At 72.5% G+C, this 25604-nt stretch carries 13 protein-coding genes; 4 read left to right on the plus strand and 9 right to left on the minus strand.

What is annotated here, in order from left to right; translation table 11 throughout:
• Positions 1-651: 651 nt before the first annotated feature.
• Both ACIQF6_RS00185 and ACIQF6_RS00190 read left to right on the plus strand, forming a co-directional pair.
• The gene (locus tag ACIQF6_RS00185) at positions 652-8499 is read left to right on the plus strand and encodes a hypothetical protein (RefSeq protein ID WP_400888198.1); all 7848 of its coding nucleotides are present in this window, start codon (positions 652-654) and stop codon (positions 8497-8499) included.
• Between the two features lie 265 nt (positions 8500-8764).
• Complete coding sequence (locus ACIQF6_RS00190; RefSeq protein ID WP_400888200.1) at positions 8765-9298, plus strand: PH domain-containing protein; 534 nt, start codon at positions 8765-8767, stop codon at positions 9296-9298.
• Positions 9299-9305: 7 nt separating this feature from the next.
• Here ACIQF6_RS00190 and ACIQF6_RS00195 read toward each other — a convergent pair whose 3' ends face one another.
• The 5 genes from ACIQF6_RS00195 to ACIQF6_RS00215 form a co-directional block, all read right to left on the minus strand.
• Positions 9306-11081, minus strand: a complete 1776-nt coding sequence (locus tag ACIQF6_RS00195) for an ABC transporter ATP-binding protein (RefSeq protein WP_400888202.1) — start codon at positions 11079-11081, stop codon at positions 9306-9308.
• On the minus strand, positions 11078-12010 hold the full coding sequence (locus tag ACIQF6_RS00200) for a JmjC domain-containing protein (protein WP_400888204.1): 933 nt from the start codon (positions 12008-12010) through the stop codon (positions 11078-11080). Before ACIQF6_RS00200 ends, ACIQF6_RS00195 begins: the two co-directional genes overlap by 4 nt.
• A 39-nt stretch (positions 12011-12049) precedes the next feature.
• Positions 12050-13345, minus strand: coding sequence for a lanthionine synthetase C family protein (locus ACIQF6_RS00205; protein WP_400888206.1), 1296 nt, complete (start codon positions 13343-13345; stop codon positions 12050-12052).
• Entirely contained in the window at positions 13342-16419 is a 3078-nt protein-coding gene (locus ACIQF6_RS00210; protein ID WP_400888208.1) for a lantibiotic dehydratase, read from the minus strand. Before ACIQF6_RS00210 ends, ACIQF6_RS00205 begins: the two co-directional genes overlap by 4 nt.
• Before the next feature lie 86 nt (positions 16420-16505).
• The gene (locus ACIQF6_RS00215; protein WP_400888210.1) at positions 16506-16643 is read right to left on the minus strand and encodes a hypothetical protein; all 138 of its coding nucleotides are present in this window, start codon (positions 16641-16643) and stop codon (positions 16506-16508) included.
• Positions 16644-16951: 308 nt separating this feature from the next.
• Here ACIQF6_RS00215 and ACIQF6_RS00220 point away from each other — a divergent pair, with 308 nt between their 5' ends.
• On the plus strand, positions 16952-19936 hold the full coding sequence (locus ACIQF6_RS00220; RefSeq protein WP_400888212.1) for an AfsR/SARP family transcriptional regulator: 2985 nt from the start codon (positions 16952-16954) through the stop codon (positions 19934-19936).
• Positions 19937-19998: 62 nt separating this feature from the next.
• On the opposite strand, the gene ACIQF6_RS00225 is transcribed toward ACIQF6_RS00220, so the two are convergent.
• Positions 19999-20241, minus strand: a complete 243-nt coding sequence (locus ACIQF6_RS00225; protein WP_400888213.1) for a hypothetical protein — start codon at positions 20239-20241, stop codon at positions 19999-20001.
• A gap of 259 nt (positions 20242-20500) precedes the next feature.
• On the opposite strand from ACIQF6_RS00225, the gene ACIQF6_RS00230 reads away from it, so the two are divergent.
• Positions 20501-21817, plus strand: coding sequence for a cation:proton antiporter (locus tag ACIQF6_RS00230; protein ID WP_400888214.1), 1317 nt, complete (start codon positions 20501-20503; stop codon positions 21815-21817).
• Positions 21818-21901: 84 nt separating this feature from the next.
• Here ACIQF6_RS00230 and ACIQF6_RS00235 read toward each other — a convergent pair whose 3' ends face one another.
• Genes ACIQF6_RS00235 through ACIQF6_RS00245 form a run of 3 tightly spaced genes read right to left on the minus strand, consistent with a single transcriptional unit; the run spans position 21902 to position 25559 of the window.
• On the minus strand, positions 21902-23695 hold the full coding sequence (locus ACIQF6_RS00235) for an IucA/IucC family protein (RefSeq protein ID WP_400888215.1): 1794 nt from the start codon (positions 23693-23695) through the stop codon (positions 21902-21904).
• On the minus strand, positions 23692-24270 hold the full coding sequence (locus ACIQF6_RS00240) for a GNAT family N-acetyltransferase (protein WP_400888217.1): 579 nt from the start codon (positions 24268-24270) through the stop codon (positions 23692-23694). The genes ACIQF6_RS00235 and ACIQF6_RS00240 overlap by 4 nt, the downstream gene beginning before the upstream one ends.
• Positions 24267-25559 carry a lysine N(6)-hydroxylase/L-ornithine N(5)-oxygenase family protein gene (locus ACIQF6_RS00245; RefSeq protein ID WP_400888218.1) on the minus strand — a complete coding sequence of 431 codons (1293 nt, stop codon included), beginning with the start codon at positions 25557-25559 and terminating at the stop codon, positions 24267-24269. Before ACIQF6_RS00245 ends, ACIQF6_RS00240 begins: the two co-directional genes overlap by 4 nt.
• Positions 25560-25604 lie beyond the last annotated feature (45 nt).

The following is a 25604-nucleotide window of genomic DNA, read 5'->3' on the forward strand; positions in this document are numbered from 1 at the left end:
GCGGAGAGTGTCCACGCTGCCGCCGGGGTCTCCGCTCCCCGACCGGCCGGGGCCTTGGCGGGGCTTCGCCCGGCTCGAACGCGCCGCCGTGTGCCGGGTCGGCCGATACGACGGACCGGTCTCCCATCGCCCGAACCTGAGATCGCATCCGAAGCTTCGATGAAACACAGGCCGGCTCGTCCGGGCACGAAGAGAATCCGGACCCGCACCGAGATCATCAGTGCGGCGGGACGCAGGCCTCCCTGAATTCAGGGCCATTTGGGCCGCCGCCTTTCGGGCCTCCGGCGGCGGGCGCGAGCTCGGGCGCGCCGTCCACTGCTCCCCTCGACTCCCAGGCTGGGCAAGCCAGTTGGTCCCCTGCTCCGGACCTTCGAGCGCCTTGACGCCAGGTGATGCACGCCCGGTGGCCGAAGGGCGACTTCTCCGGTCGGTCGACCACGTCGAAACGCCTCGGGATTGCGCTCAATGGGTTATCGGAGCCCGGTTCCGGCCCGAAGCTCAGCAATCGGGAATCACCCAAATGCCGACATTTAAATGACAAACATATGAGTCGAGGGCTCCTAGCATTCGTGCGAAACCGTCCTCGATTTGTCATACAACTCGGAGGCGGACTCTCCATCGCGTCGATCATGGGCAGCTCCGGAGGTAGACATGGGCAATGCGGGTGTAGGCCGCGCCGGCGGCAAGACGCCGGCCGGCCGGCTGTGGAAGTGGCGAAGGTGGCGTGACCCCGGACGCTCGGCCGGGTCCCCGCCGAGACCGCCGACCTGGCTGCACCGCTGGCGGATCGCCATGGTGGCCGCGGTGATGATGTGCGCCACCGTGCCGGCCACCGTTGCGCACGCCGCCACGCTGCTCACGGTCGCGATCGCTCCGGTGACGACTCCGGTGAACTCCGGCGACGTGGTGAGCTACGTGCTCAACGTCCAGTGCTCGAACCCGACCGGGTGCGGAACCATCACTGCCACGATCCCCGCGCCGCCCGGCTGGAGCAGCGCCGCCGGCACGCCCAGCGCGTCGCTCAGCCCGGCCCAGATCGCGGCGGGGATCACCGCAAGCGTCGACCCGACGTCGGGAGCGCTGACGCTGACCTGGCCCAACGCGGCTGCCGGTAACTCCCAGCAGATCCAGATCAACTGGCCGACCCTCAACTACCTGACGGCGCCCGGCCCGCAGACGGTCACCGCGAACGCCAGCGACACCGCCGGCGACACCGCCGCGCCCGCGAGCGCCACCGTCGACCTCAATGCGGTGCCCAACCCGCAGATCGGCAAGGGCGGGCCCTCCGTCGCGGTGCCCGGTGGCACGGTCTCCTACATCATCACGGCTTCGAACATTCAGACGAACCCGACGACGGCGCAGGGTGGACTCGCCCTGGAGAACGCGGTCGTCTCCGACCAACTACCGGCCGGGGTCACGTTCGTGGGCTGTGACGGCTGTACGTACGATCCCGCCACCAACACCGCGACCTGGCCGGCCATCCCGGAGTTCGCAGGCCAGACCGTCAACCACCAGCTCCAGTACACGCTGCCGGCCGGCGCGGCTCCGGGCGACGCCTTCACCGACACGGCGACCCTGACGGGCACGCCGTTCGGCTCGACCACGCCCGTGACGGTCACCGGCCAGGCGACGACGACGATCGCCACCGGCCCGCCGGTGCTCACGGCCACGACGAGAAAGGACGCCGGTTACGGGGTCGCGACCCCGGGCGGCCAGCTCACCTGGAACATCACCTCGGGCAACGACGGCAACATCGACGGGACACTCGTCATGAGCGACGACATCCCGGCGGGATTCGTCGCGACGGACATCGCCGGGATCTCGAACGCCGGCACGGGTGCCCAGCCGCCCAGCCCCACGACGATCCTGGTGACCTACAGTGACGGATCGCAGGAGACGTTCACCTGGACGGGCGTGCGGTTCGGCTTCACCAAGCCCGGTGTGAGCGTCACCAACGTCACCATCACCATCCCCGACGTCGGGCCGACGACCAGCTACGGGATCATTCTCAACGGCTCGGCCGACGTCAACGCGGCGCCCGGGATGGTGATCCAGAACTGCCAGACCACGACGCTCACGGCACCCGGCGTCACCACCGACTCGTCCACCGCGTGCGCGACGGCGACCATCCGGGAGTTCATCAGCGACGCGTTCCTCACCAAGTCCCTGATCAGCCCCACTCCGGCCGCGCCGGAAGCCGACGTGACCTGGGCCCTGACCATCAACTACGACCCGAGCCTGGCGAACACGCCGCTCCAGCCCCAGCTGATCGATCTGATCCCGCCCCAACTGACCTACCAGGCGGGCACCTTCGCCCTCGCCACCGGCCAGCCGGCGGACTGCCCGGTCGGGTCCGACTTCGGCGTGACGCTGGTGCCCAACTACCTCAACGGCCGCACCGCGTTGATCGCGACCACGGCCGCCTCCGGCGCCACCGTGCCGATCGGCGACACCTGCACGTACGTGTTCAACACGACCGTCAACCCGGGAACGCCGGCCGGCATCTACGGCGGCACCGCCAGCGGCGCCCCGCCGACAGCCATCACCTACCCCATCCAGCCGGACTACCAGGGCAATGCCGCGTACCTGTTCGACACGCGGGGCTACATGCTCGCCGCCGACTTCGGCAAGACCAATGACGCCGCCGACGTGAACCAGAACGGCAACACCCAGGAAGGCGTCTCGGCGGCCACCGCGGACTTCGCCGTCGCGCGGTCGGCGGCCCTGGGGGTCACCAAGCAGGTCATGGGAGACAAGGACACCAACTTCCTCGGATCCGCGGAGCAGGACCCCACCCAAGTGGGAACCTCCACCGTGGGCGGCACGGTCACCTACCGGGTGACCATCAGCGACGAGGGCAACGAGCCCATGACCAATCTCGTCGCCTATGACCTGCTCCCGTACCCCAACAACACCGGCGTGACAACGAGTCGGTACGCCGACCACAGCGACGTCAATGAATGGATTCCGACACTGACCGGGCCGATCAACACAGGCAGCGACCCGGTGACCGTCTACTACTCCACCAACCCAGACCCCTGCCGACCGGAGATGGACTCCACCGCCAGCGAGCCGTTCTACTGCGGCGGCGCATTCAACGCCAACGGCGACTGGACCACGGCATCCGGGGTGACTGACTTTTCGGCAGTGCGGGCGATCCGCTTCGACTACGGCAGCACGGTCATCGCGCCCGGTTCGAGCTTCAGCTACACGTGGACCATGAACGTTCCCACCACCACCGCCGCCGGCACCGCGTTCGTCGGTGGCGAGCGGACCTGGAACAAGATCGCCGCACAGGCGGCCAGCGACGTGTCGGGCGTACTGACCAACCTCCTCCCCACCGAGGCACCATGGGTCGTAGACCAGGTCGTCCCCGCCCAAGAACCGGCCAGCCTCGCCATCCTCAAGCAGGCCGACACCCCTGGCCCGTTCCACGTCGGTGACACCGTCCCCTACACGTACACCGTCACCAACACCGGCGGAAGCCAGATCAGCAACATCACCGTCGCGGACGACCATGTCACTTCGGTGACGTGTGACTCCACCACCCTTGCCCCTGGTGCCAGCACGTTGTGTCACGGCACGTATGTGGTGACGGCGGCGGATGTGACGGCCGGGCATGTGACGAACACGGCGGTTGCGAACGGCACTGATCCGCAGGGTCAGCCGGTGCAGAGCCCGCCGGCCGAGGTGACGGTTCCGGTGCTGGGTCAGGCTCAGCTGACGATCCAGAAGACTGCTGACAGTGCGGGTCCGTTCCATGTGGGTGACACGGTGTCGTACACGTACACCGTCACGAACCCGGGTACTGCTGCCGTCAGCAACATCACTGTCACGGACGACCATGTCACTTCGGTGACGTGTGACTCCACCACTCTCGCCCCTGGTGCCAGCACGTTGTGTCACGGCACGTATGTGGTGACGGCGGCGGATGTGACGGCCGGGCATGTGACGAACACGGCGGTTGCGAACGGCACCGACCCGCAGGGGCAGCCGGTCCAGAGCCCGCCCGCCGAGGCCACGGTCCCGGTAGCAGGCGAGGCCCAGCTGACGATCCAGAAGACGGCCGACAGCGCGGGTCCGTTCCATGTGGGTGACACGGTGTCGTACACGTACACCGTCACGAACCCGGGTACTGCTGCCGTCAGCAACATCACTGTCACGGACGACCACGTTGCGTCGGTGACGTGTGACTCCACCACCCTTGCCCCCGGTGCCAGCACGTTGTGCCACGGCACGTATGTGGTGACGGCGGCGGATGTGACGGCTGGTCATGTGACGAACACGGCGGTTGCGAACGGCACTGACCCGCAGGGTCAGCCGGTCCAGAGCCCGCCCGGCGAGGCCACGGTCCCGGTGGTCGGTGAAGCGGCATTGGCGATTCAGAAGACGGCCGACAGCGCGGGTCCGTTCCATGTCGGTGACACGGTGTCGTACACCTACACGGTTACCAACACCGGTACTGCTGCCGTGACGAATGTGTCGGTGACGGACGACCATGTCACCTCGGTGACGTGTGACTCCACCACCCTCGCCCCGGGCGCCAACACGCTCTGCCACGGCACGTATGTGGTGACGGCGGCTGACGTGACGGCCGGGCACGTCACCAACACGGCGGTTGCGAACGGTACTGATCCGCAGGGTCAGCCGGTCCAGAGCCCGCCGGCTGAGGTGACGGTTCCGGTGGTCGGCGAGGCTCAGCTGTCGATTCAGAAGGCTGCTGACAGTGCGGGTCCGTTCCATGTGGGTGACACGGTGTCGTACACGTACACCGTCACGAACCCGGGTACTGCTGCCGTCAGCAACATCACTGTCACAGATGACCATGTCACTTCGGTGACGTGCGACTCCACCACTCTCGCCCCTGGTGCCAGCACGTTGTGCCACGGCACGTATGTGGTGACGGCGGCGGATGTTGCGGCTGGGCATGTGACGAATACGGCGGTTGCGAACGGTACTGACCCGCAGGGTCAGCCGGTGCAGAGCCCGCCGGCTGAGGTGACGGTTCCGGTGGCCGGCGAGGCCGCGTTGTCGATCCAGAAGGCTGCTGACAGCGCCGGCCCGTTCCACGTCGGTGACACGGTGTCGTACACCTACACGGTCACCAACACCGGTACGGCGGTCGTCAGCAACATCACCGTGAGCGACGACCACGTGGCGTCGGTGACGTGCAGCCAGACGACCCTCAACCCCGGTGCCAGCACGCTCTGCCACGGCACGTATGTGGTGACGGCGGCTGACGTGACGGCCGGACATGTGACGAACACGGCGGTTGCGAACGGCACTGATCCGCAGGGTCAGCCGGTGCAGAGCCCGCCGGCTGAGGTGACGGTTCCGGTGGCCGGTGAGGCCCAGCTGTCGATCCAGAAGGCTGCTGACAGTGCAGGTCCGTTCCATGTCGGTGACACGGTGTCGTACACCTACACCGTTACCAACACCGGTACGGCGGTCGTCAGCAACATCACCGTGAGCGACGACCACGTGGCGTCGGTGACGTGCAGCCAGACGACCCTCAACCCCGGTGCCAGCACGCTCTGCCACGGCACGTACGTGGTGACGGCGGCTGACGTGACGGCCGGACATGTGACGAACACGGCGGTTGCGAACGGCACCGACCCGCAGGGTCAGCCGGTCCAGAGCCCGCCGGCTGAGGTGACGGTTCCGGTGGCCGGTGAGGCCCAGCTGTCGATCCAGAAGGCTGCTGACAGCGCTGGTCCGTTCCACGTCGGTGACACGGTGTCGTACACCTACACGGTCACCAACACCGGCACTGCTGCTGTGACGAATGTGTCGGTGACGGACGACCACGTCACCTCGGTGGCGTGTGTCTCCACCACCCTCGCCCCTGGTGCCAGCACGTTGTGTCACGGCATGTATGTGGTGACGGCGGCTGACGTGACGGCCGGGCATGTGACGAACACGGCGGTTGCGAACGGCACCGACCCGCAGGGTCAGCCGGTCCAGAGCCCGCCCGCCGAGGCCACGGTCCCGGTGGCAGGCGAAGCGGCGTTGTCGATCGAGAAGGCTGCTGACAGTGCGGGTCCGTTCCATGTCGGTGACACGGTGTCGTACACGTACACCGTTACCAACACCGGTACGGCGGTCGTCAGCAACATCACCGTGAGCGACGACCACGTCTCTTCGGTGACGTGCAGCCAGACGTCGCTGAACCCTGGTGCCAGCACGTTGTGTCACGGCACGTACGTGGTGACGGCGGCTGACGTGACGGCCGGACATGTGACGAACACGGCGGTCGCGAACGGCACCGACCCGCAGGGTCAGCCGGTCCAGAGCCCGCCGGCTGAGGTGACGGTTCCGGTGGCCGGCGAGGCCCAGCTGTCGATCCAGAAGGCTGCTGACAGCGCTGGTCCGTTCCACGTCGGTGACACGGTGTCGTACACCTACACGGTCACCAACACCGGCACTGCTGCTGTGACGAATGTGTCGGTGACGGACGACCACGTGGCGTCGGTGACGTGCAGCCAGACGTCGCTGAACCCGGGCGCCAGCACGCTCTGTCACGGCAGTTACGTGGTGACGGCGGCGGATGTTGCGGTTGGGCATGTGACGAACACGGCGGTTGCGAACGGTACCGACCCGCAGGGTCAGCCGGTTCAGAGCCCGCCCGCCGAGGCCACGGTCCCGGTGGCCGGCGAGGCCCAGCTGTCGATCCAGAAGGCTGCTGACAGCGCCGGCCCGTTCCACGTCGGTGACACGGTGAACTACACCTACACGGTCACCAACACCGGTACGGCGGTCGTCAGCAACATCACCGTGAGCGACGACCACGTCACCTCGGTGACGTGCAGCCAGACGTCGCTGAACCCGGGCGCCAGCACGCTCTGCCACGGCAGCTACGTGGTGACGGCGGCGGATGTTGCGGCTGGGCATGTGACGAACACGGCGGTTGCGAACGGCACCGACCCGCAGGGTCAGCCGGTCCAGAGCCCGCCCGCCGAGGCCACGGTCCCGGTAGCCGGCGAGGCTGCGCTGTCGATCCAGAAGGCTGCTGACAGCGCCGGCCCGTTCCACGTCGGTGACACGGTGAACTACACCTACACGGTCACCAACACGGGCACGGCGGTCATCACCAACGTGTCGGTGACGGACGACCACGTCACCTCGGTCTCGTGCAGCACGACGACCCTCAACCCCGGTGCCAGCACGCTCTGCCACGGCAGTTACGTGGTGACGGCGGCGGATGTGACGGCCGGGCATGTGACGAACACGGCGCACGCCAATGGCACCGACCCGCAGGGGCAACCGGTGCAGAGCCCGCCCGGCGAGGCCACTGTTCCGGTGGCCGGTGTGGCGGCGTTGTCGATCCAGAAGGCGGCTGACAGCGCTGGTCCGTTCCACGTCGGTGACACGGTGAACTACACGTACACCGTGGCCAACACGGGCACGGCGGTCGTCAGCAATGTGACCGTGACGGACGACCACGTCACCTCGGTGACGTGTGACGCGACGTCGCTGAATCCGGGTCAGAGCACGACGTGCCACGGCACGTACGTGATCACTGCCGCGGATGTTCAGGCCGGTCACGTGATGAACACCGCGCATGCGAGCGGTACCGGTCCTGACGGGCAGCCGGTGCAGAGTCCGCCGGGCGAGGTGGATGTTCCGGTGGTGGGCGTGGCCCAGCTGTCCATTGTGAAGAAGGCCGATGCGGCCGGTCCGTTCCGGGTCGGTGAGACCGTCAACTACACCTACACGGTGACGAATACGGGTACCGCGGCCGTCAGCAGTGTGGTGGTCAGTGACGACCGTGTCGCGTCGGTGACGTGCGGCGCGATGTCGTTGAACCCGGGGCAGAGCACGACGTGCCACGGCAGTTACACGATCACGGAGGAGGATGTTCAGGCCGGGCACGTGACGAACACGGCTCGTGCGTCGGGTACCGATCCCGAGGGCCGGCCGGTGGAGAGTGCGCCGGGTGAGGCGACGGTGGAGACCACGTCGAGTGCCTCGTCGCTGTCGATCACGAAGCAGGCGGATGTGAAGGGCTCCGCGCGGGTCGGTGACACGGTGACGTACACGTACACGGTGACCAACACCGGGGCGACGGTGCTGACGGACGTGACGGTCCGTGACGACCGGGTGGCGTCCGTGGTCTGTGAGGCGACGACGCTGAACCCGGGCGAGAGCACGACCTGTCGTGGGACGTACACGGTGACGGAGGAGGACGCGAAGGCCGGTCATGTGACGAACACGGCGACGGCTTCGGCCCGGGGCCCGCAGGGCCAGGTGGTCGAGAGTGCGCCGGTGGAGCTGTGCGTGACGGTGTCCGCGTGCCCGGAGAAGGAGGAGTGCGGGAAGCCGCAGCGTCCGTCGGAGCCGCCGCACGGCGGTGGGAAGGGCCATCTGCCGGACACCGGTTCCCCCGAGTTCGTCATGGTGGCGGGCCTGGCCGGTGGCGGGTTGCTGACGGTGGGCGGCGTGCTGCTCTACCGTGCGCGGCGCCGCTCGCAGGAGGAGGCCGACCGGTTCGTGGGGTAACACCCGTAGTGTCACCGCTCGGTCGGTGAGAACGCGGACCGCCTCCGGGGCCTTCGGGCCTCGGGGGCGGTCCGTTTGGTGGTGGGGGCTTCGGGCGGCAGGTGGTCGGGTCGACTCCGTTGGGATTCGTTGTCCGTGCTTCGACGGCTGCGGCGCGGGCCCGCTGGGTGAGCGAGCCTGTGGGGGTGGTGGTGCCGTCGCGCCGGAGCGGGGGCGATTCGTACGCCCGTAGGCGGACGGGGGGTCGTGTGCCAGGATGCACATCATGCTTACTGTGGACCGCCACCTTGCCGAGGATGAAGATCTCGTTTACGTCACCCGGCAGCATTGGACGCAGCTCGTCGGCGAGTTCGTCGTGCTGTGCCTCACCTGGATTGTGGCGGGCGGGATCCTGTGGCTGCTGCCCGGCGGCGAAAGCTGGGGCCGGGTGGGGAGCTACGTGGTGCTCGCCGTCGCGCTGTTCGTCTCCGTGCGGTACTGGCTGGTCCCGCTGATGAAGTGGCGCGGCACGGTCTACATCCTCACCACCAAGCGGCTCCACCTGCGCAGCGGCTTTCTGACCAAGACCGGTCACAGCGTCCCGCTCCTCCGGGTGAACGACATCTCGTTCGAGGCCTCGCTGTGGGAGCGGATCATCCGTTGCGGGACGCTCAACGTCGAGTCGGCTTCCGAGCAGGGGATGCTGACGCTGCGGCATGTTCCGGACCCCGAGGGGCTGAAGAACAGGATCTACGAGGCCATGGACGAGGCGCAGGAGCACCAGCACGGGTCCGACGGGACGACCTCCGCGACCCGATGACCGGGGGTCAGGTGCCGGGCAGGAGCTGGGTGCGGGCCAGTTCGGCGTAGAGGGCGTCGGTGGCCAGCAGGCTGGGGTGGGTGCCGGTGGCCCTGATCCGGCCGCCGTCCAGGACGAGGATGCGGTCGGCCTCGGTGACGGTGGAGAGGCGATGGGCGATCACCAGGACGGTGGTGGTGCGGGCGACTTCGGCGACCACCTCGCGCAGTGCGTGCTCGTTGACGGCGTCCAGGTGCGAGGTGGCCTCGTCGAGCAGGAGCAGGCGGGGGCGGCGCAGCAGGGCGCGGGCGATGGCCACCCGTTGGCGCTGGCCGCCCGAGAGCGCGGCGCCGCGCTGTCCGAGCTGGGTGTCCAGGCCGTCGGGGAGCCCGGCTGCGTCGTCCAGGCGGGTGACGGCCAGAGCCCGGTGCAGCTCCGGCCCGGTGGCGTGCGGGGCGGCGGCCAGCAGGTTCTCCCGGAGGGTGCCGGCCAGTACGGGGGTGTCCTGTTCGACGTAGCCGATCGCACCGCGCAGCTCGGCCAGCGGCCAGTCCCGCAGGTCGCGGCCGTCCAGGGTGATGCGGCCGCCGGTCGGCTCGTAGAAGCGTTCCAGCAGGGCGAAGACGGTGCTCTTGCCCGCGCCGGAGGGGCCGACCAGGGCGGTCAGGCCGCCGGGGGGAAGGTCGAGGCCGATGCCGTGCAGGGCGCCGGCCGCCCGCCCCGGGTAGCGGAACGAGACGTCGTGCAGGGCCAGGGCGGCCGGCGCGGTGGCGCTGGGTGCGGGCGCGGGGCCGGTCGGCTCCACCGGGAGTGCCTCGATCTCGGCCATTCGCTGGGCGGCGGCCAGGCCGCGCTGCAACACGCCCGCGTTGCTGATCAGTTGGGGGATCTGCGGCGCGATGAAGATCAGGTAGAAGAGGAAGGCGATCAGCCCGGAGAGCGGCAGCTGTCCGGTGGCGACCCGTGCGCCGCCCACCCCGAGCACGGCCAGGAAGGCCAGTTGGACGGCCAGTTGGGCCGCGGCGTCGGCAACGGCGAGCAGACCGGCGTTGCGTACGCCGCTGTGCCACGCGCGGTCGGCGGCGGTGACCGCCTCGGCGGTCAGCTGCTCCTCCATTCCGTTGGCCTTCACCGTCCGGAAGGCGCCCAGGGCCCGGTCCAGGACGGAGCCGAGTTCGCCGACCAGGGCCTGTCCCTGCTTGGCCGTGCGCATGATCCGGGGCAGGGTGAGGGCCGCCACCGCGCCGACCAGGGCCATCACGCCCAGGGCGGTGCCGCACAGGGCCGGGTCGAGCACGAGCATCGCGGCCAGCCCGCCGAGCACCATCAGCACGGAGGTGGCCGAACCCACCAGGGCCTGGCCGGTGGCCACTCGCAGCAGTGAGCTGTCGGAGGTCAGCCGGGAGATCAGGTCGCCGTGGGAGAGCTGCTCGAACTCGGCGACCGGCAGGCGCAGAATCCTGGCCGCCAGCCTCGCCCGGGCCCGGCGGACCACGCTCTCGGCGGTGCACTGCAACTGGTAGTCGCCGACGCCGGTGAGCAGCGCGCCGGTCAGCACCAGGCCGGCCAGGGCCGCCGCCGGGGCGGCGACGGACCGGCCGGCGGTGAGGGATTCGATCACGGACCTGGCGGCCATGGGCTGGACCAGCCCGGCCAGGCCGCCGAGCACCGTCAGCGCGGCGCCGGCGCCGAGTCGGGCGGCCTGGGGCCGGAGGTGACGTGCCAGCAGGCGCCAGGGGGTCGGGACCTCCCGGGCCGGGGCGGGTGCGGGGGTGAGCGCGGGGGCGGGGGCGAGGGCGGTCACCGGGGCTGCTCCCCCGAGGTCGCCAGCTGCTCCGCGAGGGCGGTCAGGTGGCCGGTGGCCGCGGGCGCCGGGGCGGCGCGTTGGGCGGCGCGGGCGGTGTCGAGCAGGGCGGCGGCCGTGACTGTGGCCAGCCCGTGCCGGAAGCGCTCGATCATGGCTTCGCCGCTCGCCAGCAGGGCGGCGTCGTCCGTCGGGCGGGCCGGCAGCCGCTGCTCGCCGAGCAGGATGCCCTGAAGGGCGCGGTACAGCTGCTGGCTGCCGACCTCGCGCACGGTCAGCGACAGGTGCGCGGAGAGGCCCTGGTCGCCGACCGCCGCGTGGGCGAACCCCCGTGGGATGTAGAGGACTTCGTTCTCGCGGAGGGTGTCCTCCAGCAGTACCGGGCCGGGTTCGGCGACTTCGCCGGGCGACCAGGAGCCGTCCGGCGGGCCGCCGTGCACGCGCCAGCGCTTGCGGCCCGCGATCTGGAGCAGCAGCACGTCGGCGTCGTCCCGGTGCACGTCGAGCCCCTGGGCGCCGGGCGGTGTCACGAAGTAGAACGCCTCGACCTGGCGGCCGAGTTCGGCCTGCAGGCGCTCGGTGAGCGCGCGGGTGGGCCGGTGCCAGTGCTCCGTGTTGCGCAGCACCAGCGTGGCGCCGCGCGTCAGTTGGGCCAGCAGGGCGGCGGGGTCGGCGATGCCGTGCACCGGTTCGCCGGCGACCGTTCTGCTCGTGGTGTAGGCGGTCTCGGGCACGGTGGCGCCGGCCCTGGCGAGTTCCAGGTACGGCGTGCGCAGCAGCCCGGAGTCCAGGGCCGCGTCCACGTCCGCCAGGGTCATCGGCGCGGCGGGCGGGTGTGCGGGGTGGAGCACGGCCGGGCGCCGGCGCCAGTGCTCGCGGCGGAACGCGGCCGGGTCGCCGACCCAGCGCGGGAGTTCGTCCCCGGTCATGGTGGGTGCCTCTTCCTCGGGCGGACGGGTGGGAGTGGGTCAGGCCAGGAGCAGGGCGCGGTCCCAGCGGGTGGCCGGGGCGGCGCCGGTCGCGAAGGTGTGCAGGGCCAGGGCCGCGCCGGCCGCGCCGGTCAGGAAGCCGGCCGGGTCGTCCGCCCAGTCGCCGCGCCGCACGGGGGCGGCGAATCCGAACGGCCGTTCTTCCTCGTGCAGGTCGAGCAGGCGCTCGGCCAACCTCGGGACCTCGGCCGCCAGTTGCGGGTCGCCGCTGTCCTGCGCCAGCCGCCAGGTGGTCTGGAGCAGTCCGCCCCAGCCGTGGCAGAGCCCGGCGTCGGTCGGTGCGCTGCCCGGGCGGGCGAGTGCGTGGCGCAGTGCGGAGATCCCCGCCTCGCGCCAGTGCGGTACGTCGAGCGCGGCGCCGGCCAGGTGGAGGGCGCGGGCGATCCCGGGGCTGCCGTAGCACCAGGAGGCGCGGGGCGGCCGGTCGGCGGGGCGGTCCGCCCGGGTCTCCGACGGGAGTTCCACGGACTCCGGCCACCAGCCTCCCGCCGGGTCCTCGCGCCGCTGGGCGAGCAGCCACTCGGCCAGGGTGTGGACGGCCTCCTGCTGCCCGGGCACCCGGACGCCCTGGCGCCAGGCGAGGGCGAGCAGGGCGAGCGGGCCGGGCACGCCGTGTGCGAGGCCGAGGTTGGCGTGCCCCTGCTCGGGTGCGGCGGGGCCGTACGTGCGGACGTCCTGGGCGACCCACCAGCCCGGCAGCGGGCCGAGCGGCCGGGTCAGGGCGACCAGGGCGGTCAGCACCTGCTCCAGCGCGCCCGCGGCGCTCTCCTCGCTCTCGTACAGCTCCAGCAGGTGGCCGCCCAGCCCGGTGAGGCCGGAGATCAGGTCGTAGGCCTCCAGCCGGGTGCAGCCGGCCGCGCCGGCCACGCGCCGCAGTTCGCGGGCGGCCAGCCGGCCCGCCACCAGGGCGACCTGCCCGCCGAGGTGGGCCCGCGCCGTCCGGTAGTCGGCGGGGGAGAGCGCGGCCCGGTGCATCGCGTACGAGAGCGCCGGGAGCGTGCTGTACAGGCCGATGGACTCCGGGCCTTCGGTGCGGCGGCCGCCGCCCGCCGAACCGGCCGCCCTGGCCAGCCAGTCGTGCGCGGGCACGCGGTACCGGCCGTCCTGGCGGGCGAGTTCGGCGTACAGCAGGGCGGTGCCCGCCCAGCCGTCGGCGAGGCCGTCGCCGGTCGGGGCCTGCCCGGCCGCCCGGCGGCGGAGGGCCGTCTCCTCGGGGTCGGCCAGCAGCCGGGCGGTGACGGCCACCGCCCGTGCGGCGCGCTCCTGCAAGCTCATGCCAGGGCCTTCCGGCGCTCGTGGTGGGCGTGGACGGTCTTGCGGGCGACGGACAGCGAGCGGTCCTCGGCGGTGCTGTCGATGCCGAGCAGACGGTTGTGGTGCATGTGCAGCAGCGAGCCGAGCGCGGTGTCGAGGCCGTCGGGCACACTGCCCAGCCGGGCCCGGTACTGCTCGACGGCGGCCGCGCGCCGCTCCCAGACGGCCAGCAGCTCGGGGCCGCCGGGCAGGGTGCGCAGGTGGTGCCAGTGGCCGTCGGGGTCGATCACCAGCCGGGCCTCTTCGCGCACCGCGCTCGCCGTCCTGATCCGGCCGGTGGACGCGTAGTGCCGAAGGAAGTGCTCCGGCTCGCCGAACCGGTGGGCCAGATCGACGTAGTTGGCGGCCGCCAGCACCGTCCGGTCGAGCCGGAGCCCGCCGCCGCGCAGCAGGTCGAGCTGCGCCAGGCAGGCCAGGCTGTCGGCCTCGAAGGCCCGCTCGGCGGCCGCCATCGCGGCCGGGCCGCCGTAGCGCTCGACTTCGGGCTCGTAGCTGTCCAGCACCAGCCGCCCGCTCAGCCCGGACCGGGCCAGCTCGTCCGCCCACCCGCTCAGGGCCGGCAGCAGCCGGGAGTTGAGGGCGGCCGGGTCGCCGTGGAAGCGCAGGCGCAGGTGCGGGTCGGGGTCGACGTAGCGGATGAAGAACCAGCGGCTCACCTCGGACGGCAACCGGGCCAGCAGCCCGGGCAGGTGCTGGGCGAGCACGTCCTCCTGGCGCTCCGGCGAGCAGTAGAGCTTGGCGAACAGCCAGTCGGAGCCGGGCGGGTGCACGGTGTGCGGGCGCGGCGCGGCGACCGCCGGGGCGCGCCACGTGCCGGGCTCGCGCCGCAGCAGGGAGAAGGCGATCTCGTTGCTGCGCCCGTCGGGCGCCAGCCAGCCGGTGCCGCCGCGCGGCACCTCCTGGAGGAACGAATCGGGCTGCTGGGACCACTCGTTGCGGAGCAGCTCCAGATGGTGGCGGTGCTCCAGGTCCAGGGTGATCCGATGGTCCCCGCTGACCACCTGCACCTCGCGCGGCACCCGCCACTGCTCGCGCCACCGCGCCAGCAGCGTCCGCCACTGCTCGAAGTCCGCCGAGGCGTCGCGCAGTCCGGGCTCGGCGCACTGCCAGCGGGCCGGTGCGAGCACGCTGCGGCCGCGCCGGACCCGGGGCAGGAACGGCAGCGACTGGGCCGGGCCCCAGCGCCAGCGCGGCCAGGTCGGCCGGCCGCTGCGGGAGATCTCCTCCAGCAGGCGGGCCGCGTTGGGGGCGTGCAGATCGGTGGCGATCATGCTCGGCAGGGTCACCACCACCTCGCGGCCCAGCCGCAGCGACCGCACGGCGAGCCGCTCCAGGTCGGCGACCACGACGAGGTCGCTCAGGCCCAGCGCGCCGGGCGCGCCGCGGTCGGCGTGGGCGCCCAGCGTGATGCCGTGCTCCAGCCAGCGCGGCACCCGGGCCACGTTCGCGGCCTTCGGGCGCGGCGTGCGGAAGGACAGCTGCGCCCGGACCGCCTGCGGATTGTCGGTGGGCAGCTCCCGGAGCAGCCGGCCGTACCGCTCGCCGGCCGTGCCCAGCAGGTGGCCGAAACGTCCGGCCAGGGCGCCCGCGGTCGGCCCGGTGCCGACCACGATCAGCTCGAACTCGCCGCGCCGGAGCGCCTGCGGGGAGTCGGCGTGGAGCTGGGCCAGCAGGTCGAGGGAGGGCGGCGGGGTGCCGGCGCCGGACAGCCGGGCGAGCAGCTCGTCGTCGAGTTCGATCTCCTCGGCGCCGGTCATCGCGGCCTGCTGGGCCAGTGCGAGCAGCAGTTGGTCGCGCTCGTCGGCGGGGTCGGAGCCCGCTCGCAGCCGGCGGGTTCCGGTCGGCACGAGGTATCCGGCGGGCGGCCCGAGCCCGGTGTCCGGGTCGAGCAGTTCCAGGACGGGGACGGCGCGCTGCGCCCCGTAGCGCTCCAGGAAGTCCAGGTGGTACTCGCGCAGGTGCGCCGGGCCGGGCCGGCCGGCCGCGACCGACCACAGGGCCTGCGCCGCCTGCTCCACCTCCTCCCGTACGGCGACGGGCAGTTCGACGTCCGCATCGAGGGCCAGGTCGACCTGGAGCAGCCGGTCGGTCGGGTGCAGTCGGCGCATTCTGGCGGTCGCGGACCGCCAGGCCGGGCGGCCGGCGCCCAGCGGGGCCGCGGCGTACTCGGCCAACTCGCGCCGGAGCGCGCGCAGTTCCTTGCCGACGGGGCCGTGCTCGCGGTCGGGCAGCCGGTCGATCAGGTGTCCGAGCGGGTCGGCGGCCTCCAGCGGCGGGCGCAGGTCGGTCAACAGCAGCTGGGTGCGGACGAGTCCGCCGATCAGCCGGTCGACCGCCCCGGCGTCCGCGCCGGGGTGGGCGGCGCTCAGCCGGCGGTGCAACTCCCGGTGGGTCAGCGGCAGTTCGGCCAGCTCCAGGGCCGAGCGGACGGCGGCCGTGTACCGGACCGAGACCTCTTGGGGCAGCGCCCCGGCCTCGCCCCCGAGCAGCGGCGCGTACGCGAGCACCACCCGGTCGCCGCGCACCCGGCGCAGGTCGTTGGCGCTGACCAGCAGCCCGGCCAGCACCTCCGGGTCGCTCTCCAGGGCGGCGGCCAGGCCCGAGAGCCACTCGGTGTCCGGGCGGACGGACTTGGTGTGCTGGTAGCCCCATCGCACCTCGGCCGCCGGGCCGAAGCCGGCCGGGGCGACGCCGGCCATCAGCCCGAACGGGGTGGCCCGGCCGGTCATCCGCAGCTGGTAGCGGGCGACCGCGCGGGCCGCGCGCCGCACCTGCTTGGCCGGGACCGGCTCCTGCGCGACGATCCTGTCCAGCACCCGGGCGAGCGAGGCGCTGGCCACGGCGACGGCCTCGTACAGCAGCGGGTCGTGCGCGGCCGCGCGCAGCAGGTCGAGGTCGGTCGGCGACGCGCCGGGAACCGCCCGCGGCGGGCGGACCGCCGCGCGCAGCAGCGCGATCTCCGTGCAGGCGTATGCGGTCGGGGGCGAGGACGGGCCGCTGGCGCCGGCCGTCCTGCCGGGTACGGGATCCGACATGGCGGCTCCTCCTCCGGGTCACTCGTGCGGGGAGACGGTGCGGCGAGGTGGCCGCCGGGGCCACCTCGCCGACGCGCAGACGTGGATCAGATGCAGCAGCGCGAGTTGCGGGTCGAGTCGCAGGAGAACGGCCAGGAGCTGCTCACGCCGAGCTCGCCCGCGTCGATGGCGTCCTGGGTGGGGGCGGCGATCTCGAGAACGTCGAGCTCGAAGATGTCGTCCATGGGAATTCCTCCACTACTACGGGGGCATGCACGGCTTGCCTGCCCCTGGCTGTCGGCGCCTCGCCGGTTGTTCCGGTCCGTGTCGACGACTTCAAGGTAGGAGACCGCGATCAACGCACGATCAACCTTCGGCCCCGGCGAATGTCCGTCCGCTCGACGCCACTTGAACGAATTCGTCGACAGCGGCCGGGAACTGCCCGGACACCGCGAGCGTCCTGCCGGTGGGCGTACGAGCGTCCGCCCGCCGACCTGAGCCGGACCGGGATCGCCGACGGCATTCCTGCGCCGGGGGAAATGGGGAGATGGTGGTGGAGGACCTCACGTTTTCGCTGCTGGGCCCGATCAGGGGCTACCGGGGTGCGGTCAGCCTGAAGCTCGGCAGTCCGCAGCAACAGGCCATGCTGGCCGTGCTGTTACTCCGGCCGGGCGGATCGGCCGGCGCGCAGGAGCTGATCACCGCCCTGTGGGGCGAGGAGCCGCCCCAGGCGGCCACCACGACGATCCGCACCTACGCCTGGCGCTGGCGCAAGGTGCTCGAGGCGGACCGCACGGCGCCCGAGGTGCTGCTCTCGCTGGGCGACGGGTACCGGCTGGTCCTCCCGCCGCACGCCCTCGACGTGCGCCAGGCCGAGCAGTTGGCCCACCAGGCCGAAGTGGCCGCCGCCGGCGACCGGTGGGAGGAGGCCAGGGACCTGCTGGCCCAGGCGCTGCGGCTGTGGCAGGGCGAACCGCTGGCCGGCGTGCCCGGCCCGTTCGCGGAGCAGCAGCGGGCCAGGCTGGCCGAGGTGCGCCTGGCCCTGCTGGAGGAACGCATCCGGCTGGACCTGCGGCTCGGCCGGGGCGCCCGCTGCGTCCCCGAGCTGACGGCGCTCACCGGCGAACACCCCCTGCAGGAGCGGCCGTACGCGCTGCTCATGCGGGCGCTGTGCCAGGCGGGCCGGCAGGCCGACGCGCTCGGGGTGTTCCGGGCCGCGCGGGAGCTGCTGGCCGAGCAGCTCGGCGTCGACCCCGGGCCCGAACTCGCCGAGCTTCAGCGCCGGATCCTCGACGGGGACCCGGAGCTGGTCTCCACCCCGGCCGACCCGCCGCCCACCGCCGCGGGCAGCGAGGCTGCCGCCGCCGACGCCCCGACCCCCGACCCGGCCGGCCGCGGGCTGCCCAGGCCGGCCCATCTCCCGCCGGACATCGCCGACTTCACCGGACGGCAGGACCTGGTCGACGCGCTGTGCGCGGTGCTCACCGCCCCGGACCGCGGCTCGCTCGCCCTGGCCTGCGTGGCGGGCATGGGCGGCGTGGGCAAGACCGTGCTGGCGCTGCACGCGGCGCACCTGGCCAGGTCCGCCTTCACCGACGGCCAGCTCTACGCCGACCTGCGCGGCAACGAGAGCGAACCGGCCGATCCCGGCGTCGTGCTGGCGAGCTTCCTGGCCGCGCTCGGCGCCTCCCCGGACAGCATCCCGGACGAACTCCCGGCGCGCTCGGCCCTGTTCCGCTCGATGGCGGACGGCCGGCGCCTGCTGATCGTGCTGGACAACGCCCACGACAGCGCCCAGATCCGGCCGCTGCTGCCCGGCACGGCCGAGTGCGCCGTCCTGGTCACCAGCCGGACCAGGCTGGTGGGCCTGTCGGCCGTCCTCCAGCTGGACCTGAACGTCTTCACCCCGGCCGAGGCCACCGACCTGCTCGGCCGGGTGATCGGCCCCGGACGCCTGGCCGCCGAACCGGAGAGCGGCCTGGAGCTCGTCACGGCCTGCGGCTGCCTGCCCCTGGCCGTGCGGATCGTCGCGGCCCGGCTGGCGGCCCGCCCGGCCTGGACGGTGCGCAACCTCGCCGACCGGCTGGCCGACGAACGGCGCCGGATCGACGAGCTGCGGATCGGCGACCTCGCCGTGGACGCCGTCTTCGAACTCGGCTACCGCCAGCTGACCGCCGAACAGGCGGACGCCCTGCGGCTGCTGTCCTGGGCCGACGGACCGGACGTCGGCCTCGGCGTGGCGGCGGCGCTCCTGGGACTGGACGTGCAGCGGACGGAGGACCTGCTGGAGTCGCTGGTCGACGTGGCGATGCTCGAATCACCCGCGGCCGGCCGCTACCGCTACCACGACCTGCTCCGGGCCTTCGCACAGCGCCGCTCCACCGCCCAGGACGCCCGGGAGTCCGCCCGCACCACCGACCGGCTGCTCGGTGTCCTGCTCGCGGGCGCCTGCGCCGCGTTCGAGCTGGGCGTGCCGGGGGATCCGACAGCGGGCGCACTCGGGCGCCCGGCCGGACCGGGCCCGGCCGGGCCGGAGTTCGGCAGCCTGCGGGCGGCCCGGAGCTGGGTGACCGCCGAACTGCCGGGGGCGATCGCGCTGGCCGGCCGGCTGGCCGGGGCGGAGCCGGCCTGCGCCCCGGCGGACCTGAGCACGGCGATCGACCTGCTGATCGCGCTCAGCCCGTTCAGCCCGGACTGCCACCACGGCCAACTGGCCGCCACCGCCGGCGCCCTGGTCCGGGCCTCGGTACGAGGAGGGGACCGCCGGGCCGAGGGCCGGGCCCGCTTCCTGAACGGCACGGTCGCGCTCGGCACCACCCGGCTGACCGAGGCCCGGACCGAGGCCCGGCTCGCCGTCGCGGCCTGCCGGGAGGTGGGCGACACCGTCATCCTGCGGCAGGCCCTCAACGACCTGGGCCTCATCGCGCACACGCTGCGCCGCTTCGACGAGGCGATCGACTGCTACGACGAGGCGATCGACCTGGCCCGCCGGCTCGGCCACCGCTCGGGCGAACTGGCCACCACGGTCAACGCCGCGATGTCCCGGTTGCGCGGCGGCCGCCCGGCGGAGGCGGCCCTGGCCTGCGAGGAGGTCCTCGCGGAGGTGCGGGCGCTGCGGGACACGGCCGGCACCGCCTACGCGCTGTACGTGCTCGGCCTGGCCCTGCACGACCTGGGGCGCTTCGAGGAGGCCGCGGTCCGGTTCACCGAGTGCCTGACCCTGGCGTCGGACGCGGGCCTGCGGGCCCGGCAGGCGCACGCCGGGTACCGGCTCGCGGACAGCCTGCGCGCCCAGGGCCACCCGCAGCAGGCCGTCCACCGGGCCGAGGAGGCGCTGGTCATCTGCGAGGAGCTCGGCGCGGAACGCGACCGGGCGCTCGCCCTGGTGGTGCTCGGCCGGGCGCTGGCCGACCTCGGCCACACCGAACCCGCCCGCCGACGCCTCCGGCAGGCCCACGCCCTGTTCGAGCGGCTGGCCCTGCCGAACGCGGCCGACACCGAGGCGCTCCTCGACCAGCTCGCGCCGGCCCGGAGCTGAAACGGAACCGTCCCCGCCCGGGAACCCGGACGGGGACGGTCCTCTGCTGCCCTCCGGCGAGGTCAGAGGCACCCGGTCCGGCCGGGCGGGACGAAGCAGTCGGAGGTGGTGCTGTTCCACACCAGTTCATGGGGCTCGTTGTAGCCGCCGGCGACGGCCGCCGTGCCGACCGCCTGGGGGGACCGGCCCGCCACGGCCTCGACCACGGCGGCCGGGCCGGCCAGGGCGGCGGCCACCGCGAGTGCCAGGACGACGCCGCGCAGGCGGGTGGAGCGAGCGGTGCGGTGCCAGGTCCGGTGCGTCATCAGATACCCCTCGGTCGGCCGTTCGTTGTGCCGTCAGCCTGGCAGAGGCCGATCTACGGAGGATCAACGCACGAGCAGCGCCCCGGATCCGGCCCGATGGGAGCCCGAGGGGGCGCGGGGTGTGACGCCGGGGCGCGGACGAGGCAGCTGTGCTTCGGCGGTACGCGAGGAACGCTACGTCGACGAACCTGTGGTGCCGATAACGCACACGACGTGCTCCGTGACCATGCCACGCCCGCTCCCAGGAAGGCGCACGCTCTTGGACGGCTCCTCGACGACCGCGTTGGCCGACATCGCGGTCATCCTGCTGATCGGACTCCTCCTGTCGCCGCTGCGCACCCGGCTGCGCCAGCCGGTCGTGGTCGGTGAGATCGCGGTGGGGGTGATCCTCGGCCCGAGCGTCCTCGGGCTGCTCCCGGGCGACCTCCCGGACCTGCTGTTCCCGCCCCAGGCCCGGACGTACCTCGCGGGGATCGCCCAACTCGGCATCGTGTTCACCCTGTTCGCCGCCGGGTGGGAGCTGGACCTGAAGCAGCTGCACGGGCGGGCCCGCGCCGTGCTGGCCGTCACCGTCGCCTCGGTCGCGGTTCCGCTGGCCTGCGCGGCGGGTCTGGCCGCCGCGCTCGTCGCCGGCCGGCCGCACCTCGTCGGCGGGGCCGGCTCCCCGGTGCTGCTGACGGTGTTCCTGTGCATCGTGCTGTCGGCCACCGCGCTGTCGGTGATGGCGCGCATCGCGGGGGAGAACCGGCTCCAGTCCACCCGGATCGGGGCGATGGCCGCGGCCTGCGGGGCGCTCACCGACGTCGGCGTGTGGTGCGCCGTCGCCGGTCTCGCCCCCGCGGCCCGCGGCGCCGGCACGGGCCACCTGGTGCTCGCCCTCGTCGAACTCGCCTGCTACTCGGCGGTGATGGCGTTCCTGGTCCGCCCGCTGCTGCGGCGGCTGCTCCGCCGACCGGCCGGCGGCGGGCACCCCTCGCTCGTCCTGCTCGCCCTCGGCAGCGGGATCCTGCTGTCCGCCTGGATCGCGTCCCGGCTCGGCGTCCACCCCGCGGTCGGGGCGTTCGCCTTCGGGCTCGTCATGCCGCGCGACGCCGCGCAGGAGCTGCGGAACGCCGTCGAGGCGCCGCTGCGCAACGCCGGGGCGCTCCTCGTGCCGGTGTTCTTCGCGCTCACCGGCCTGTCCGTGGACCTCGGCGGACTCGGCGTCGCGGGCCTGGCCGCGGCGGCGGTGTTCCTGCTCGTCACCTGGGGCGGCAAGTTCGCCGGTGTCCGGATCGGCGCCCGGCTGGCCGGCCTGCCGCGGCGCGAGGCGGTGGCCGTGGGCGTGCTGCTCAACACCAAGGGCCTCGGCGAGGTCATCATCCTGACGATCGGCCGCGACCTCGGCATCATCGGCGATCGGCTCTTCGCGATCCTCCTCGTCGGCGCCGTCGCCGCCACCCTGCCCGTCAACCCGCTCGTGCGGCACCTCACCCGCCCGCCCGAGCGGGCCGACGGGGCCGGCGCCGCCGTCCTGCCCCGCCAACAGGTCGACGCCGCCGCCCCGGCGGGTGCCGACGACACCCGTGGGGCGTGACGCGCCGTCCCTGCCCGACGCCCGTGGGGCGTGCGCGCCGCCTTGTCGCCGTCCCTGCGCGCGGTGCGTCGACGGGATCCGCCGTCAGCGGCGGGAGGGCGCGTACGCCGCGATCGGGTTGACCAGCTCGCCGACCAGTTGGAGCGCCGCCGACGGGTCGGCCAGGTCGACCATCTGACGGTTGTTCCGCAGTTGGAGGCGGTTGAGGCAGGAGAGCGGGAAGGTCCGGGCGAACGGGTCGAAGCGCTCGAACTTCTCGGCCAGCTCCGGTACTTGCGCCCGGTAGTCGGCGACGCACTCGGCGACGGTGCGCCAGAAGGCGTCCGCCGGCAGCGTGCCGGCCTCGTCCAGGGTGGCGGCCAGGTAGCGGAAGAAGCAGTCGAAGACGTCGGTGAAGACCGACAGCAGCTTCATGTGGTCGGGGACGTCGGCGCGGACCCGCCGGACCGGCTCCGGCAGTTCGGCCGCCGGGTCCATCACCACGATCTCCTCGGCGATGTCCTTGAAGATCGCCCGCTGCACCGTGCCGGCCTCGTCCAGGACCAGGACGACGTTCTCGCCGTGCGGCATGAAGGCCAGGTCGTGGGCGTAGAAGCTGTGCAGCAGCGGGGTGAGGTACGCGTCCAGGTAGCGGCGCAGCCACACCTCGGGGGCCAGGCCGGAGCGCTCGGCCAGTGCGGCGGCCAGCGAGCCGCCGGCGCGGTCGGTGTGCAGCAGCGCCGCCATGGTGGCCAACCGTTCGCCGGGGGCGAGCGAGGGGACCGGGCTCTCCCGCCAGAGGGCGGCGAGCATCTTGCGGTAGGGGGAGTACCGGTCGGTGGCGGCCTCGAACTGCCGGTGCCGGTAGCCGATCGCGGCGTGCTCGCGGATGATCGTCAGCCCGGTGCCGCGCAGCACCTCGTCCCGCTCGATCAGCTCGGCCAGCCAGTCGTTGATCGCCGGGGTGGCCTCCATGTAGGCGGCGGACAGCCCGCGCATGAAGCCCATGTTCAGCACCGAGATGGCCGTTTTGACGTAGTGCCGGTGCGGGTTGCCGGAGTTGAAGAAGGTGCGGATCGACTGCTGCGGGAGGTACTCGTCCGAGCTCTCGCCGAGCAGCACCAGGCGGCGGCGGGCCAGCTCGCCCGCGAAGGTGACGGAGAGCCTGTTGTCCCACTGCCAGGGGTGCACGGGCAGCAGGTGGTAGTCGGCCGGGTCGAGGCCGAGGCCGGTGAGCACCGCTGCGAAACGGTCCCGGTCGCGCTGCGAGAGTTCCTGGGCGATGTGCCGCTCGTAGTCGGTGTCCGCGCCGCAGGTGAAGACCGAGTGGTCGCGGTGCGCGGCCAGCCAGACCAGCCGGACGGGGTGGCCGGCTTCCGGGGCGTAGCGGTGGTACTCCGCGCCGTCGAAGCCGATTCGGCCGTTGTTGGCGACGAAGCCCGGGTGGCCCTCCGTCATGCCGGCCTCGATCGTCTGGAAGTCGGCCGCCGCGAGTTCGGCGGCGGTCGGCTCCGGGCGGTCGAGTTTGTAGGCGGCGGCGGCCAGCGTGGAGGTGATCTCCTCCAGGTAGACCGGCAGCACCTGGTCGGAGAGGCCGAGGGCGGTGCGCAGTTCGAGGAAGAAGTCGACGGCGTCGAGCGGGAGTTCGTCCTCGCCGCGGTGCCGGGTGACGGAGTCGGCGGGGATCTGCCAGTGGTCCAGGTGGAGCCGTCGGGCGGTGAAGCGGTACTCGACGGCGCCGTCGTCGGAGCGCACCCGGTGCCGCCCGTCGGGGAGCGGTTCGGGGGACAGCAGCCGCTCGTGGGAGAACTCGGCGAGGGCCTTGCGGATCAGCCGTCGGTTCGCCTCGTCCCAGGTGTCCGGCCGCAGGTGGGAGATGTGGCGGTCGGTGGTGGTCATGGGCGGGCTCCAGTGGTGGCGGCGGCGAACTGCTCGCGGGTGCAGAAGCTGAGCAGCGCGTCCTTCTCGGGCTTGGTGATCGGGCCGTGCGGGACGAAGCCCACGGCGGCGTTGAGCGCGTGCACGGCGGTGTTGCGCAGGTCCGGCTCGACCACCACCCGGCGGGCGGCCGGGTCGGCGAGGACGAACCCGACCACGGTGGTGATCACCGCGAGGGTGAAGCCGTGCACCGGCCGTTCGGCGGGCGGGCAGAGGAAGTGCATGCCGACGTCGCCGGGCCGGGCGGGGTAGAGGCCGACCAGTTCGGCCTCCGCCGGGTCGTAGCGCTCCAGGAGGAAGGCCGGCTCGCCCCGCCAGAGGCCGATGAAGGCGTCGTGGTGGGGGTGTTCGGCGATCCTGCGGTATTCGGCGGTCACCTCGGCCTCGGAGAGGCCCTGCATCATCCAGTAGACGGCCTTGGGGCTGGTCACCCAGCGGTGCAGCACGGCCGCATCGGCGTCGAGGTCGAGCGGGCGGACCGCGAACTCGCCGAGCGCCGGGTCGGTGCGGGTGTACAGGGGGGTGGCGGCGCTCATGCGACCAGCCCCTCGGGGGCGCCGAACTCCTGGAAGGCGATGGACTTTTCGACGGGGTAGACCTCACGGCCGGTCAGTTCGCGGAGGATCCACGAGTTGCGGTACGGGCCCATGCCGAGGTCGGGCGAGGTGATGCTGTGGGTGTGGGTGCCGGCGTTCTGGAGGAAGATCCCCCGGCCGGTGGTGTCGATGCTGTAGTTGCGGGCCACGTCGAAGCGGCCCCGCCGGTCGTGCCGGATCCGGTCGAGCACCGGGGCGAGGAAGGCGGGGGCGGTGTACTTGTAGCCGGTGGCCAGCACCAGGCCCTCGGTCTCCAGGCCGAAGCCGCGCTGCTGTTCGGCGTGGTGCAGGCCGAGGGTGTAGCGGCCGGTGTCCGCGTTCCAGGAGGCCGTCTCCAGCGCGGTGTTGGTGAACAAGCGGGTGGGGACCGGGCCGGCGACGCTCTTCTGGTACAGCAGGTCGTAGATGCTGTTGATCAGGTCGGCGTCGATGCCCTTGAACAGGCCCTTCTGCTCGGCCTCCAGGCGGTAGCGGGTCTCCTCGGGCAGCGCGTGGAAGTAGTCCACGTACTCGGGAGAGGTCATCTCCAGCGTCAGCTTGGTGTACTCCAGCGGGAAGAACCGGGGCGAGCGGGTGACCCAGTTCAGTCGGTAGCCGTGCACGTCGATCTCGGCCAGCAGGTCGTAGTAGATCTCGGCGGCGCTCTGGCCGCTGCCGACCACGGTGATGCTCCGCTTGCGCTGGAGAGCCGATTTGCCGTCCAGGTAGCGGGAGTTGTGCAGCAGGTCGCCGCCCAGCTCCCGGCAGGCCCCGGGCAGGTGGGGCGGGGTTCCGGTGCCGAGCACCAGGTGGCGGGCGCGGTGGCGGACGGTGCCGTCGGCGGTGGTGGCGGTGACGGTGTAGAGGGCCTCGGCCTCGTCGTACTCGACCAGGTCGACGCGCCGGCCGAAGCGCACCGAGTCCAGCTTCGCGGCGGCCCAGCGGCAGTACTCGTTGTACTCGGCGCGCACCGGGTAGAACATCTCACGGATGTAGAAGGGGTAGAGCCGCCCGTTCTCCTTCAGGTAGTTGAGGAAGGAGAACGGCGAGGTCGGGTCGGCCAGGGTCACCAGGTCGGCCATGAACGGGGTCTGCAGGGTGGCGAAGTCCAGCAGCATTCCCGGGTGCCAGTCGAACTGGTCCTTCTCCTCCAGGAACAGGCCGTCGAGGTCCTGGATCGGTGCGGTCAGACAGGCGAGGCCCAGGTTGTAGGGGCCGAGCCCGATCGCGATGAAGTCATGGGTGGACACAGGCGTCTCCGGGGCAGGCGGGCAGGCAGAAGGGGAGGGCAGGGT

The organism is Kitasatospora sp. NPDC092948 (assembly GCF_044754805.1).
Classification (GTDB): domain Bacteria; phylum Actinomycetota; class Actinomycetes; order Streptomycetales; family Streptomycetaceae; genus Kitasatospora.

Coding starts and splice junctions, on each gene's coding strand:
- ACIQF6_RS00185 (WP_400888198.1), top strand. CDS start 652: ATGGGCAATGCGGGTGTAGGCCGCGCCGGCGGCAAGACGCCGGCCGGC.
- ACIQF6_RS00190 (WP_400888200.1), top strand. CDS start 8,765: ATGCTTACTGTGGACCGCCACCTTGCCGAGGATGAAGATCTCGTTTAC.
- ACIQF6_RS00200 (WP_400888204.1), bottom strand. CDS start 12,010: ATGACCGGGGACGAACTCCCGCGCTGGGTCGGCGACCCGGCCGCGTTC.
- ACIQF6_RS00205 (WP_400888206.1), bottom strand. CDS start 13,345: ATGAGCTTGCAGGAGCGCGCCGCACGGGCGGTGGCCGTCACCGCCCGG.
- ACIQF6_RS00210 (WP_400888208.1), bottom strand. CDS start 16,419: ATGTCGGATCCCGTACCCGGCAGGACGGCCGGCGCCAGCGGCCCGTCC.
- ACIQF6_RS00215 (WP_400888210.1), bottom strand. CDS start 16,643: ATGGACGACATCTTCGAGCTCGACGTTCTCGAGATCGCCGCCCCCACC.
- ACIQF6_RS00225 (WP_400888213.1), bottom strand. CDS start 20,241: ATGACGCACCGGACCTGGCACCGCACCGCTCGCTCCACCCGCCTGCGC.
- ACIQF6_RS00235 (WP_400888215.1), bottom strand. CDS start 23,695: ATGACCACCACCGACCGCCACATCTCCCACCTGCGGCCGGACACCTGG.
- ACIQF6_RS00240 (WP_400888217.1), bottom strand. CDS start 24,270: ATGAGCGCCGCCACCCCCCTGTACACCCGCACCGACCCGGCGCTCGGC.